Annotated in this window: 19 protein-coding genes; 13 read left to right on the top strand and 6 right to left on the bottom strand. The window is 63.4% G+C overall.

Translation table 11 applies throughout. From position 1 onward, the window contains the following. From fusA to KH616_RS14060, 3 genes are all read right to left on the bottom strand, one after another. On the bottom strand, positions 1-1805 hold a 1805-nt coding region (gene fusA / locus KH616_RS14050; RefSeq protein WP_292245418.1), incomplete at its 3' end, for an elongation factor G. 220 nt (positions 1806-2025) lie between these two features. Next, positions 2026-2292: a hypothetical protein gene (locus KH616_RS14055; protein WP_292245420.1), complete on the bottom strand. Its 267-nt coding sequence runs from the start codon at positions 2290-2292 to the stop codon at positions 2026-2028. Next, the gene (locus KH616_RS14060; RefSeq protein ID WP_292245450.1) at positions 2282-3031 is read right to left on the bottom strand and encodes a DNA/RNA non-specific endonuclease; all 750 of its coding nucleotides are present in this window, start codon (positions 3029-3031) and stop codon (positions 2282-2284) included. Before KH616_RS14060 ends, KH616_RS14055 begins: the two co-directional genes overlap by 11 nt. Positions 3032-3644: 613 nt before the next feature. Between KH616_RS14060 and KH616_RS14065 the strand changes: the two genes are divergently transcribed. Both KH616_RS14065 and KH616_RS14070 read left to right on the top strand, forming a co-directional pair. Further along, positions 3645-3932, top strand: coding sequence for a helix-turn-helix domain-containing protein (locus KH616_RS14065; protein WP_292245422.1), 288 nt, complete (start codon positions 3645-3647; stop codon positions 3930-3932). Between the two features lie 16 nt (positions 3933-3948). After that, the gene (locus KH616_RS14070; RefSeq protein ID WP_292245451.1) at positions 3949-5238 is read left to right on the top strand and encodes a HipA domain-containing protein; all 1290 of its coding nucleotides are present in this window, start codon (positions 3949-3951) and stop codon (positions 5236-5238) included. A 95-nt stretch (positions 5239-5333) separates the two neighbouring features. Here the strand turns inward: KH616_RS14070 and KH616_RS14075 are convergent, their stop codons facing one another. The 3 genes from KH616_RS14075 to KH616_RS14085 all read right to left on the bottom strand — a co-directional run bounded on the left by KH616_RS14075 (position 5334) and on the right by KH616_RS14085 (position 6319). Beyond that, the gene (locus KH616_RS14075) at positions 5334-5468 is read right to left on the bottom strand and encodes a hypothetical protein (RefSeq protein ID WP_292245424.1); all 135 of its coding nucleotides are present in this window, start codon (positions 5466-5468) and stop codon (positions 5334-5336) included. Positions 5469-5541: 73 nt separating this feature from the next. Continuing rightward, on the bottom strand, positions 5542-5823 hold the full coding sequence (locus KH616_RS14080) for a hypothetical protein (RefSeq protein WP_292245426.1): 282 nt from the start codon (positions 5821-5823) through the stop codon (positions 5542-5544). A 166-nt stretch (positions 5824-5989) separates the two neighbouring features. After that, on the bottom strand, positions 5990-6319 hold the full coding sequence (locus KH616_RS14085; protein ID WP_292245428.1) for a helix-turn-helix domain-containing protein: 330 nt from the start codon (positions 6317-6319) through the stop codon (positions 5990-5992). Positions 6320-6663: 344 nt separating this feature from the next. On the opposite strand from KH616_RS14085, the gene KH616_RS14090 reads away from it, so the two are divergent. The 11 genes from KH616_RS14090 (at position 6664) to KH616_RS14140 (ending at position 11372) form a co-directional block, all read left to right on the top strand. Beyond that, a complete protein-coding gene (locus tag KH616_RS14090; RefSeq protein ID WP_292245430.1) occupies positions 6664-6888 on the top strand; it encodes a hypothetical protein in 225 nt (74 codons plus the stop codon). Between the two features lie 93 nt (positions 6889-6981). After that, positions 6982-7338 carry a hypothetical protein gene (locus tag KH616_RS14095; protein ID WP_292245432.1) on the top strand — a complete coding sequence of 119 codons (357 nt, stop codon included), beginning with the start codon at positions 6982-6984 and terminating at the stop codon, positions 7336-7338. Beyond that, positions 7335-7460, top strand: a complete 126-nt coding sequence (locus tag KH616_RS14100; protein ID WP_292245434.1) for a hypothetical protein — start codon at positions 7335-7337, stop codon at positions 7458-7460. The genes KH616_RS14095 and KH616_RS14100 overlap by 4 nt, the downstream gene beginning before the upstream one ends. Before the next feature lie 20 nt (positions 7461-7480). Beyond that, complete coding sequence (locus KH616_RS14105; protein ID WP_292245436.1) at positions 7481-8803, top strand: hypothetical protein; 1323 nt, start codon at positions 7481-7483, stop codon at positions 8801-8803. Next, complete coding sequence (locus KH616_RS14110) at positions 8787-8966, top strand: hypothetical protein (protein ID WP_292245438.1); 180 nt, start codon at positions 8787-8789, stop codon at positions 8964-8966. The genes KH616_RS14105 and KH616_RS14110 overlap by 17 nt, the downstream gene beginning before the upstream one ends. A 48-nt stretch (positions 8967-9014) precedes the next feature. Further along, positions 9015-9395 (top strand): hypothetical protein, encoded by a 381-nt coding sequence (locus KH616_RS14115; RefSeq protein WP_292245440.1) that lies wholly within the window; start codon positions 9015-9017, stop codon positions 9393-9395. Positions 9396-9410: 15 nt separating this feature from the next. After that, positions 9411-9740 (top strand): hypothetical protein, encoded by a 330-nt coding sequence (locus KH616_RS14120; protein WP_292245441.1) that lies wholly within the window; start codon positions 9411-9413, stop codon positions 9738-9740. 2 nt (positions 9741-9742) lie between these two features. Then, positions 9743-10303, top strand: coding sequence for a hypothetical protein (locus tag KH616_RS14125; RefSeq protein WP_292245443.1), 561 nt, complete (start codon positions 9743-9745; stop codon positions 10301-10303). Beyond that, entirely contained in the window at positions 10300-10935 is a 636-nt protein-coding gene (locus KH616_RS14130; protein WP_292245445.1) for a hypothetical protein, read from the top strand. The genes KH616_RS14125 and KH616_RS14130 overlap by 4 nt, the downstream gene beginning before the upstream one ends. 127 nt (positions 10936-11062) lie before the next feature. Beyond that, complete coding sequence (locus KH616_RS14135; RefSeq protein ID WP_292245447.1) at positions 11063-11236, top strand: hypothetical protein; 174 nt, start codon at positions 11063-11065, stop codon at positions 11234-11236. 7 nt (positions 11237-11243) lie between these two features. Beyond that, positions 11244-11372, top strand: a complete 129-nt coding sequence (locus KH616_RS14140; RefSeq protein ID WP_292245449.1) for a hypothetical protein — start codon at positions 11244-11246, stop codon at positions 11370-11372. Positions 11373-11466: the final 94 nt, after the last annotated feature.

The raw sequence follows: 11466 nt of genomic DNA on the forward strand, positions 1-11466 counted from the left end.
ATGTCGCCCATGACCGCTTCCGGCGTCATGACCTCGATGTCGACAATGGGTTCGAGCACGATCGGCTGGGCCTGCAGTACCGCGTCGATAAAGGCTTTGCGTCCCGCCGTGACGAATGCCACTTCCTTCGAGTCGACCGGATGGCTCTTGCCGTCGAACACGGTCACCCGCACGTCCTGCATCGGGAAGCCCGCGAGCGGCCCGTTCTCGATGACCTGAAGGATGCCTTTTTCGACGGCGGGAATGAACTGCGAAGGAATGGCGCCGCCCTTGACGGCATCGACGAACTCGAAGCCCGCGCCGCGCGGCAGCGGCTCCACGCGCAGCATGACTTCCCCGAACTGGCCGGCGCCGCCGGTTTGCTTCTTGTGCCGGTAATGGCCTTCCGCCTTGCCGCCAATGGTTTCCCGCCACGCGATCGTGGGCGGGCGGGTCACCACCTCCAGCTTGTACTGGTCGGTCAGCCGCTCCAGCATGTAGCGCAAATGCAGTTCACCGAGACCGCGCACGACGGTCTCGTTGGTGCCGGCCGGACGCCCGATCGACAGGCAAGGGTCTTCGGCCGCGAGCCGTTGCAGGACCTCCCACAAACGCTGTTCGTTGCCGCGGCGAGCCGGTTCGATCGCGAGCCCATAGATCGGGGTGGGGAAGTCGAGCGGCGCGAGATGGATGTTGCCGTCTTCGGGGGCATCGTGCAGCACGGCATCGAAGCCGATATCGTCGGCCTTCGCAACGGCGCAGATGTCGCCGGGGCCGGCATGCTGGATATCCGTGTGCTCCTTGCCCTGCAGCCTCAGCAGATGGGCGACCTTGAACGGCTGGCGGCCGTTGCCGATATAGAGCTGGCTGTCGCGCATGACCGTGCCTTGATGGATCCGAAACACGGCCATCTTGCCGATGTAGGGATCCATCACGATCTTGAATACGTGCGCGAGCACATGCTTGTCGGCGACAGGCTCCGCATGGACGGCGTCCTTCTGTCCGTCGACGTCGCGATAGAAAAGCGGCGGGTTGCCCTCGGTGACGTTGGGCAGCAACCGCACGAATACGTCGAGCAACTGGTCGATGCCGGCGCCGGTAGCGGCCGACGTGAAACAGACCGGTACCAGATGACCTTCACGCAATGCGCGCTCGAACGGCGCGTGCAGCTGTTCCGGCCGGATGGCTTGCCCTTGCTCGAGATACAGCTCCATCAGCGCGGGATCCAGTTCGATCACCTGGTCGATGAGTGCATTGTGTGCCGCTTCGACCGAATGAAAGTCAGCTTCGCCTGACGGATTGAAAAAACAGTCGACGACCTCGCGGCCGCCCATCGCGGGCAGATTGATCGGCAGGCAGGTTTTGCCGAACATCTCCTGAATCTGCGCCAGCAGCGCGGGAAGGTCGACCTTTTCTCCGTCGATGCCATTGACGATGATCATCCGGCAGAGTTTGCGCTCCTCCGCGTACGCCATCATTCGGCGGGCGGTCATTTCGATGCCGGTGCGCGCATTGATCACGATGGCAGCGGTTTCGACGGCGGGCAGCGTGCTGATCGACAAGCCGGCGAAGTCGGGGTAGCCCGGCGTATCGAGCAGGTAGACGCGCGTGTCGCGGTAGTGAAAGTGGGCGACGGCGGAATTGAGCGAATGGCGATACTTGCGTTCGAGCGGATCGGAGTCGCACAGGGCGGTGCCACGGTTCACGCTGCCTGGCGCATGCAATGCGCCGCCCTGATGCAACAGCGCTTCCGCGAGCGACGTCTTTCCGCATCCGGCGTGGCCGACCAGAGCGATAGTGCGGATGGCTTGGGGACTGTAATCCATGGCCGCCTTCGTCCAGTAGTGGATGTTTGGCCATTATTGGCGAAAATTGGCCGCTCGGCCAATGCGGCAATCGAAGCGGCGCAGGATCGCGCGCACGATTGCGTTGCCTTGCGCCGAGGCCGTCCCGGATGCGCGATCGCTGCGCCGCAATAGATCGGCGGCGCGTGTGCGCGGACGCGCATCGGGACGGCCAATGCTTCAGCGTGGGCAGAACTGCCGCTTACCCCGCGAACGGGTTCTTGATCGTGCCGGTCGGCGCAGGCGGCGCGTCGGCGACATGCTCAGGCAGCGCGGGGTCGTGTTGCAGCGCATCGACGATGCTCGCGATTGCCTGCTGCAAGACGAGCGCGACAGCGAGGCCTGCCTTGTCTCGGGTCACTTCCAGCATGCCGGACAGCACCACGCGCTCCGGATCGTTGGTCACGGTGAATGCGTCGCCGTGGATATTCAGGATGGACGAATCGTCCTCGAACGCTTTAAACACCATTCAGACCTCCGATACGTGTGTCTTTCAACGACTCCGGGATGCCCGGGAATCGCAAACCGCTTTGTGCCTCGAGTTCGTGCACCGTCGCGATCTGGTAACGGCCCGACGCCGTATTGTCGATAACGACGGCAAATGCCAGGCGGCGCGTGGGTACATAGACTACCTTGAAAACCTGTGTCGGGACGATCACGCCGGTTGCGCCGATCGTTTTCAGTTCCGCGCCCTTGAACATCGGGCCGGTGACGACGTACGTGTCGTCGGCGCGCATGCCGATCCGGCGCACCGCCTCCTCGACGCGCGCCCACTGCTGACGGTTGTTCGCCGGATTTTGCGGAACCATGTTCGCGAGCGAAAAGGATTCGGCCATCGCCTCGTCGTTCCACCGATCGCCCGCCGGGCTCATATGCCCGCGATCGTAACCGCTCTTGCGGTAGTCCGCGAGCCGCGCGCCTTCGCCGTCCGGCAGGCGCGACTCTTCGAAGAAGCGGTTGGTGCGGACTTCGTCCCTCGCGGCCTGGAGATGCGCGCGGGTCAAATGTTCCGCGGACCACAGCGGGCCATGCGTGATGCCGGAGTGCAGCACCTCGAAATCCGAATAGCACAGCAAACGGGTCTTGGCAGCCATCCTGGCGTTGACCACGACCGGGGATATGCCCTGCGGACTGAATTGCGAGCAATGGTCGGCCGCGAAGGCGTGCGGCGCGACTGCGATCAGCAAGGCGGCGAGATATTTCCGCATGAAACTGTCATTGAGTGAGGGGGCCGGAAGTATACGACCGAATGGGGGTTCATGCCGCCGGGCGTGCATGGGGTCGCGTTGTCTGACGCGTTTTCGAAGTTGCCAGTTTTTCATCATCATCATGGTATTTTGATAAGAAAAGTTATCCAAATAGTCATGACGCGATTCGAAAAGTGCGATCTCGAAAACCCAACGCTGCATGGTAGGGGCCGGCATCCAGGCGCGCAGGCATCCGCGCGCCTGGATCGGGGAGAGGAGCAGACACGCTTCGCGTGCTTGGCCCGCCACTTTGCTCACCATCGTGTTTGGCGACGCTTTTATCCATTGCGGCGTGTGGCGGCGCGTACGGATCGGGATTTTTTCTGCCGGTTCGTCGATTACCTCCGCCCGCGAGCGTCGAATACAACAGATCCGATTGCCGAATGCAGATTCGACTCCGAATGGAAACGAACCGCTCGCCCGAGCGAGATTCTTAATGTTTCGTATCCGGTCGGGATCGAAGATTGATTCCCGCAGCTGTTTTGCTCGTTTCGTTTCCATCCGGATACGAAAATGACCATGCGTATTAAAGATGTGGCAGAATGTTCCCGTTCGGGAACGAAATGGGTGCGCGATGCCAATGGTCATCAACAGTCCGGAAAGGTTGGGGCACTACGTCCGCGCGGCACGCATGGCGCAGGGCTTCACGCGAGACGAGCTCGCCAGCGCGACCGGACTTTCCCCGAAATTCATTTCCCAGGTCGAAGCCGGAAAGCCGACGGCGCAGATCGGCAAGGTTCTGATGCTTGTGAGTGAGCTCGGCATCAAGTTGAGTGCGGACACCTCACTGCCCATTTCAGCAGAGGCTTTCGAGAAGGCCGCTCGCCGCCGGAGCCCGCGCACCGGCGAATCGAAGCTTTGATGGATGGACCGGATCAATGTCGACAAGAACCCTGATCGCATACTCGAATGGTCTCCGTGTCGGTGCATTGACAGACCGGAACGGGATCTGGTCGTTTGAATACGATCCGCAGTGGATTGCGTTGCCCGGTGCATTTGCTGTCTCGCCGGCGTTTCCGCTCGCTGAAGCGGGGCCGGTGGTCGACGGGTCTTCGGATCGTCCCGTCCAGTGGTTTTTCGACAATCTTCTGCCCGAGGAACGCATGCGCGACGCGCTCGCGCGCGAAGCAAAACTGGACGCCAGCGACGCGTGGGGGCTTCTGGACTATTACGGCCGAGAATCGGCCGGCGCGCTGACATTGCTGCCCGAGGGCGTGCACGAGGCGCCGGGCGGCAGGGTGCCGCTTTCATTTCCGGAGCTGGAGGCGCGTATCCGGGCGATGCCTCAACAGTCGCTGACCGCGCTTTCGCCCAAACGTATGTCGGCGGCGGGTGCCCAGCAGAAACTCCTCGTGATCCTGACCGGGAGCGCACCGCATTACGCGCTGTTCGAGCCAGCGGGTGCGGAGCCGTCGATGCATCTTCTGAAGCCGGATATGCGAGTCGACAACTACCCGCATTCGGCCATCAACGAGTTCTTCTGCATGCGGCTGGCAGGCATGACGGGTTTGCCGGTGCCGCACACCCACTTCGTGCGCGTGCCGTCGGCATGCTACGTGGTCGACCGGTTCGACCGCGATACGTCAACGGATCCGGCGCGGCGTCTCCATACGCTGGATGCCATGCAGCTGCTCAACAAGGACAAGGCGTTCAAATACCACAATGCGACGGTGGAATCGCTGCGACGCTGCATCGAGACGCTCGGGGCAAAGGCGCGGGCGCGTCTTGCGATCTTCCGATGGTCGATCTTCAACATCCTGATCGGAAACGCCGATGCCCATTTGAAGAACCTTTCGTTCTTTTCCACGCCTGGCGGATATGAGCTTGCGCCGTTCTACGATCTCGTCAGCACCGTGATCTACAACACACCGACGTACCGGCCGGAAGGCGAGCGGTGGCCGGCTTGCCAGTTGACGATGCAAATCGGCCATGCCACTCACTTTGCAGATCTCGCCCGCGAAGATGTCGTGATGTTCGGCGAACAGCTCGGGATGACGAGAGCCGGCGCAACACGCGAGCTCGACGGGATGCTGGGTGCATTCGGCAGCAACGTCGTCAAGGCGCGCGCACAGGTGAATGCCATCGCCCGGCCGAATGCCGGCGAGACGAGACTGCTCGATCTGATTGAGCGGCTTCCCATTGCCGAAATGCGCAATGCGTTAGCCTAGCGGCCAGACAGCTGGACAAGCGTCGTTGGCGCTGGAGGCGAGGGAACCTGACGATAATCGGCTCGCGATTGGCGCGACCTCGGGCAATGCCGTGTTCAGGGACGCAGCAGATCGAAGCCGCCAAACGCGACCACGCCGCTCAACACGATCATCGCCACCGAGTGCTGGCCGAAATAAAGGATCGCCGCCGCTAGCCAGCTGGCGATGCAAAAGGCTCCAATGCGGGCCATCGTATGCTCCTCAAACCTTGGGGAATTTCTTGCGCATGCGCCTTCGGCGCAGTGCGACCGGGATACGCAACCGTCAAACGGGGTTGATGTTGCGGTTCGCGGGCGGATTGCTGGGTATGCGGCCGGCAGCGCGAAGCCTGCCGCGGCGATCCGGAACTTTTCGTTGCTTCGTGGCGGTCTCGTCGAAGGCCAGGCTTCTGGACAGGAAACGTTCGCGGGAAAATCGTACCGCGTTCCACAAATCGGCTCGTTGCGATCGGCGCGGACGACTGCATGAAATCACGATCCGGTTCGAAAAACGGATGCCAGGCTTTGGCAGGAAGCCGCCGATTTTACCAGTGATCGGCGAAACCAATCTGTGATCACTGGCCGGCGGATCGTTTGCTTCGTTAGCCGGATGCCGTGGCGTTCTCAGCGACGAGCCGGTTTATGACGGAACGCGAAGCTGATATGACAACTTAGCGGCTATAAATTTGATGTTGATAATTAAGAAGAAGTTAAATCGCTAACTGAAGCTGGTACTACACCTGCGGGAGCATTGCCCCGCAAGCGTTAGCGCGAAGTACCAGCGTGCGAAAACCCTCGGAAAATTTTTCCAAAGCACGCGTCCATACGGCGCGGCGCTCCTCATCTTTGATCCGCTCGATCTTGATGTTCGCAAGAACTTCGAACGGATCCACTTCCAGAATCTCAGCGACTCGCAGGCATACCTCGTCGTCGAAGGTTTGCCGGCCGTTGCGCCAGCCGCTCGCGGACTGGCGCGTCACGCCGAGCACCTTTGCTGCCGCGTAGTCGGAAGGAAGATCTAGACGCGCTTTCACCGCGTCCAGCCATTCGATGGTGGTTTTCATGACAGACCCCTTACAAATTTGCTGACCCGACGTCAAGCGTAGTCGAACGACAAGCGAGTCGCAACGATCCGTATTTCAAGACGTAACGTGTAACTTGACATGTCAGGTGACGCGGAACTATTCTCCTGACCATCGCCCGGCCCAGTGACCTGACCCCACTGGAGCGCCCTGACGGGGGCGCGCACCGGGCGATTTCATGTCAAGTCGGGTCAGGTAGGGGCAGGTCATGCGAAACAAGCCGTTACAAACTCACTGCTACACGATCGAAGGCCCGTACGTACGGGAAGGACGCGCCGGCTGGCTGCGCCGCCTGCTCGGAAAATTCTTCCGCTCGGGGGCGTGACATGTACCAAATGCGAAACGCGGTGGAATGCCCGTATTGCGGCAAGCGCATCGACCTGGGCGAACGAGTGGGGACGTGGGTCGAAACTTGCCGGCTGGAACCGGTCTATGAGTCGCCTCTCGGGACGCAATACGTGCAGGTAAGTGGCTGCGGCAAATCGTTCGTGGTGTTTTCGCGCCGACGCATCGCGTACCGTGCGACCGTCCGCAAGATCGAGGGCGAATGACATGGCCATGCTCGTTTTCTTCATCGGCATGGTTGTCGGAGCGGGCTGCGTGCTCGCGGGCTACGCTGTTGCTCGAAGCGAGAGCAAGAAGCGATGACACGATCCTCCGCCGCTTTCCTTGACCTGGGCTATTCCCAACCCGACACGCCCCGCCGTTCGCGCGGAGCCGATCCCACCCCCGTCTACCACCCGCAAGCAGTCGGCGATCGTTCACCGGCCGCGACCGCGCTGCGCGATATGCGCCGGTCGATCGACGCCCGGAAGGGCTTTTTGCCGTCCGATCAGGGCGTGCGGCCGGGCGACGATCCGTTCGCGCGTCGCCAGCTCGAGCTCGCGTACGAGCAGCTGCGCACAGCGCTGTTCCTCTACAACACGTTCGCGGCCGACCTGGGCGTGCCAACGGCCCGCGCATACACGGGTGCCGTGGAAGTGCCGGAGGCCGGCCGATGAAGCCACGTCTGCGAATGATCCGGCGCGAGTGGTACTGCGTCGACGGCCGGGCGTCGGGCATCGGCCGCACGCCGGCGGAAGCGTATCGCGCATGGGCGCGCGACTGGGCGTATCTCGCCTAGGTCTACGCGAGGGCGATCGGATGACCCACCCCGCAAAAGAGCCGTCTGGTTTTCTTGGTATAAACGCGAAATCGATACACGCAGCCCGCACGCCCAATACCGACGCGGTTTCCCGGGCGAAGGCGAAGGGTCGTCTGCACGATCTCCTGCGTGTCTCGCAGTCGGTCATCTACGATCCGACCGCCGCGAAGGAAGCGCAGCACCGCACCTGCTGGTGCCAGCGCGCGCTCACGTCGCCGGGCGAAACGCTCGGCGTGCGCCGCAACGTCGACGGTTCCGGCGCCAGCCTGGCCGGCGTGTCGACGTGCGGCTCGGTCTGGGCCTGCCCCGTCTGTTCGCTCAAGGTCTGCATGCAGCGCCAGGCGGAAGTCGCCGACGGCATGAAGGCGCACGTCGGCAACGGCGGCTATGTCTGGCTGATGACCAACACCTTCCCGCACGAATCGGGCGAGCGCCCGCTGGCCGACATGCTCGCGCTGCAGGCCAAGGCCATGCAGAAATTCCAGAATTGCCGCACCTACAAGCGGATCCTCGGCAAGGGCGTGCGCACCGGCTCCATCAAGGCGCTCGAAATCACGCTCGGCACGCACGGCTGGCATCCCCACACGCACTCGCTGGTGTTCGCGACGCCCGACGCGTTCGGCGACGTGAAGGAAGGCGACACCGGCCGCATGTCGTCGCGCCTTATCGACGAGCTGAAGCGCGCCTGGTACGAGGCGCTGCTGAAGGTCGGCCTGTGCGAGCCGTCGCAGATGTCCGACGTGATCGACCACGGCCTGGACGTGCGCGGCGGGCAGTACGCCGCGGAATATGTCGCGAAGTTCGGCCGCGACACGAAGTGGGGCCTGTCGCGCGAGCTGACGATGAACGCGGCCAAGACGGGCGGCGGCCAGAAGGGCGCGCATCCGTTCCAGCTGCTCGAGTGGGCCGCGGCCGGCGACGGCCAGTCCGCCGCGCAGTTCCGCGAGTATGTCGCAGCGTTCACCGGCCGCCGCATGCTGACCTGGACGCCCGGCCTGAAAGCCGCGCTCGGCCTGGACGAGCTGGAGCAGTCCGATGAGGAAGCCGCGGCCGCGCAGCTGCCCGAAGAGGAAGTCGTCGGCGCGATCTCGGCCGAGGATCTGTCCGTCCTCACCGCGCGGAGCATGCTCGGCCGCTTCCTCGCCTTCGTGTCGGAGTACTGCTACGACCCCGCCACGGCACAGGCCGATATCGACGACTTCATGGCGTTCGCGCGCGAGCACGAGCGCAGGGCGAGCGGCGCAATCAGTGCGCCGTACTGGAGTGCCCGCACCCGCAAGTTCTATGACCCGGAGAAAGAAACCCATGTCCAGCACCAGTGAAGTCGCTTTCGTGAGTGTCCAGGCCACCAAACTGAACGAGGCCCGGGACGCCGCGCGCGAGCTGCGCGCGATGCACGACGCGCTGACGCCGTTTGAGCGCGGCCTGGCGGCAAAGCAGATCGCCCCCATCAAGCGCCTCGTCGACGCAGTCGAAAAGCTGTAACGGCACGCGGCCGGCCGATCGCGGCCGCATACCACCGAGAGGAAGACCATGTCCGAACTGCAATCCCTGATCGCGGCCGTGAAAGCCAAGGCCGAATCGCTCGCCGAGCTGATCGCCGGCAACCTGCCGCACAACACGACGCTGTCCGAGCTGGCGGACGCCGTGCACAGCGCGCTGTCCGATATCGACGGCCGCGTCGCCGCGATCGAGGCGGCGGCCAAGGCCGATCTGGCGTCGATCGAACAGGCTCTGACCGACAAGCTGACGGCGCTCGTCGACGGCAAGATCGACACGTTCGCCCAGGGCGTCACGGCGACGCTGCAGAGCCACATGTCGCAGATCCAGCAGGCGGTCACGCTGGCCGACAGCGCGAACGCCGGCGTCGAAGCGCTGAAAGCCACGTCGGCCAGCAGCAGCGCGACGGCGTAAGGGGAGGGCGCGCCCATGTCCGCACCCGGAAAGTACATCGGCACGGTTCCCTGCAAGACGAAGGGCTGCTCGGAAGTCGTGAGGGTCAAGCTGAACAGGGGCGGACGCGCCTATGGCAAGTGCGATCGTTGCGCCTGCCGTTTTGAGTACGAGGGCCTCGCGCATTCCCAGCGCTTCGTGCGCGACGAAGTCACGCTTCAGGCCGACCCGTACGATGAAAACCCCGGGAATCCCGGGGAAAACACGCCCGCTGGCGGCCCAAACCCGGCCGCTGATCCCCTGAAAACCCCGGAGAAACCGAAGCGGCGCGGGCTGCTCGACGGCACTCCCTTCGCAGGACTCTGACCATGATGGACGTCAATGCGCTCGAGCAAATCGGGCAGGAAGAGGCGGCGGAGCGCGCGGCGCTCGCCGAGGAACAGCAGCAAGAGCAACAGGCCGAGGTGGAGAAGGAAACCGCGTCGCTGTCGGATCAGTATCACTTCGGCCTGAACAAGGCGCGTGGCGTCGTACTGAAGATGCTGCCGGAGTGCGCGGACGACTGGACGGACGACGTCACGCGCGAGATCGCCAACGCGCTCGCGGACTGCGACGCGTATTACGGCTGGGGCGGCGTCGCGAACGTCATCAAGCATCCGCTGCTGAAACTGGTCGTCGCGGTCGGCCCGCTCGCAATGAGCCTCGGCTTCGCGCTGCGCAATCGCCGGATTCGGGCGCAGCTGGAAGCGGCGGCCGCGGGCAAGCATCATGTCGTGCGCGCCGTCGCGCCGGCTGCCGCGGCACCAGGGCAGAACGTCGAGCCGCTGCCGGCGAGCGCGGCCGCCCCGGAAGACGCGGCGCCGAGCAAGGAACCCGCCTTCGGCAGCGATCCCGGTGCGCTGATGGCTGATCAGCTGGAGGCGGCATGACGCGGCGCGGCGGCATCATCGGCGTGATCGGCCGCTCGCGATCGGGCAAGGGCGTGTGGATCAAGCGCTACCTGCTCGCCAAGGTGCGCGGCCCGATCCTGGTCTGGTCGCCGCTGGAGATCTCCCGGCCAGACGACTATGCCGGCGAGATCAAGGGCGAGCGGGTCTATACGATCCAGGAGCTGACCAAGGCGCTCGCGGCCGGCAAGACGCGCCTGGTGTTCGTCCCGTCGCCTGACGACGCGGAGCGTGACGCGCAGTTCGATCGCTTCTGCCGGATCCTTGAGAATCCCGGGTTCACCCGGTGGACCGTGGTCGTCGAAGAGCTGACGCGCGTCACAAAACCGCACAAGGCACCGACGGCCTGGAAGAACCTGACGACGGGCGACGCCCACTCGCGCGAGCTAACGCTGGTCGGCGTTGCGCAGCGGCCCGCCCAGGTCGATAAGGACTTCCTGGGCAACTGCACCGAGATCCACTGCTACGCCGTGTCGAACGTGGCCGATGCGAAGGTGATGGCCGACGTGCTGTTCGTCGACAAGGATCGGATCCTTGGCCTGGAGAAATTCCACTACATCCACCGCGACGCGGAGAAAGGGAAGATCACCGAGGGCGTCGTGTCGTACGAATAGCACAGAAACAACGTTTTTTGCCTGGCTGAAAAGCCGGGAATCCCAGAGCTGACAAGGGATTCCCGGCTTTTGTCATTTTCGGCGTCCGTCCGCACGATGAGGGCTCTTTCACCCCATAGAGCGCTACGTGTCCCTCTCTGCCTACCTGCCTACGAAACACCGGCTCGCCCAGGAAATCATCGCGACGACGGTGGGTGTCCTGGTTGCCGCCTGGATCATTTCCAAGTGGCCAGCCGCGAAGAGGCTGGTCGATGGCAACACGGTCTGGTCCACGTCGCAATCTGACTTCTCCACCAACTGAGGTCCCCATGAAAAACCCGCACGTTAAGACCGCCATCGTCGTGCTCGGCACGGTTGCCCTTTGCGCCTTCATCCAGAAGTCGGTGTTCCCGATCCCGGTGATCGGCCCGTACCTGCCGGGCGGCACGAACGCCTAAGCGCCCCGCGATACCGGACACCCATCACGAATAAAGGAGCGCGCGATGCGCAAGGAACAACTCGTCAACCTGCAGAACGTCAACCCGGGCCAGA

Source organism: Burkholderia sp. (assembly GCF_018375725.1).
GTDB lineage: Bacteria > Pseudomonadota > Gammaproteobacteria > Burkholderiales > Burkholderiaceae > Burkholderia.

Excerpts from the sequence above, each read along its gene's own strand:
- KH616_RS14105 (WP_292245436.1), top strand. The coding sequence starts at position 7,481 with ATGACCCACCCCGCAAAAGAGCCGTCTGGTTTTCTTGGTATAAACGCG.
- KH616_RS14115 (WP_292245440.1), top strand. The coding sequence starts at position 9,015 with ATGTCCGAACTGCAATCCCTGATCGCGGCCGTGAAAGCCAAGGCCGAA.
- KH616_RS14095 (WP_292245432.1), top strand. The coding sequence starts at position 6,982 with ATGACACGATCCTCCGCCGCTTTCCTTGACCTGGGCTATTCCCAACCC.
- KH616_RS14085 (WP_292245428.1), bottom strand. The coding sequence starts at position 6,319 with ATGAAAACCACCATCGAATGGCTGGACGCGGTGAAAGCGCGTCTAGAT.
- KH616_RS14110 (WP_292245438.1), top strand. The coding sequence starts at position 8,787 with ATGTCCAGCACCAGTGAAGTCGCTTTCGTGAGTGTCCAGGCCACCAAA.
- KH616_RS14070 (WP_292245451.1), top strand. The coding sequence starts at position 3,949 with ATGTCGACAAGAACCCTGATCGCATACTCGAATGGTCTCCGTGTCGGT.
- KH616_RS14140 (WP_292245449.1), top strand. The coding sequence starts at position 11,244 with ATGAAAAACCCGCACGTTAAGACCGCCATCGTCGTGCTCGGCACGGTT.
- KH616_RS14120 (WP_292245441.1), top strand. The coding sequence starts at position 9,411 with ATGTCCGCACCCGGAAAGTACATCGGCACGGTTCCCTGCAAGACGAAG.
- KH616_RS14130 (WP_292245445.1), top strand. The coding sequence starts at position 10,300 with ATGACGCGGCGCGGCGGCATCATCGGCGTGATCGGCCGCTCGCGATCG.
- KH616_RS14075 (WP_292245424.1), bottom strand. The coding sequence starts at position 5,468 with ATGGCCCGCATTGGAGCCTTTTGCATCGCCAGCTGGCTAGCGGCGGCG.
- KH616_RS14055 (WP_292245420.1), bottom strand. The coding sequence starts at position 2,292 with ATGGTGTTTAAAGCGTTCGAGGACGATTCGTCCATCCTGAATATCCAC.
- KH616_RS14090 (WP_292245430.1), top strand. The coding sequence starts at position 6,664 with ATGTACCAAATGCGAAACGCGGTGGAATGCCCGTATTGCGGCAAGCGC.
- KH616_RS14065 (WP_292245422.1), top strand. The coding sequence starts at position 3,645 with ATGCCAATGGTCATCAACAGTCCGGAAAGGTTGGGGCACTACGTCCGC.
- KH616_RS14060 (WP_292245450.1), bottom strand. The coding sequence starts at position 3,031 with ATGCGGAAATATCTCGCCGCCTTGCTGATCGCAGTCGCGCCGCACGCC.
- KH616_RS14125 (WP_292245443.1), top strand. The coding sequence starts at position 9,743 with ATGATGGACGTCAATGCGCTCGAGCAAATCGGGCAGGAAGAGGCGGCG.
- KH616_RS14100 (WP_292245434.1), top strand. The coding sequence starts at position 7,335 with ATGAAGCCACGTCTGCGAATGATCCGGCGCGAGTGGTACTGCGTCGAC.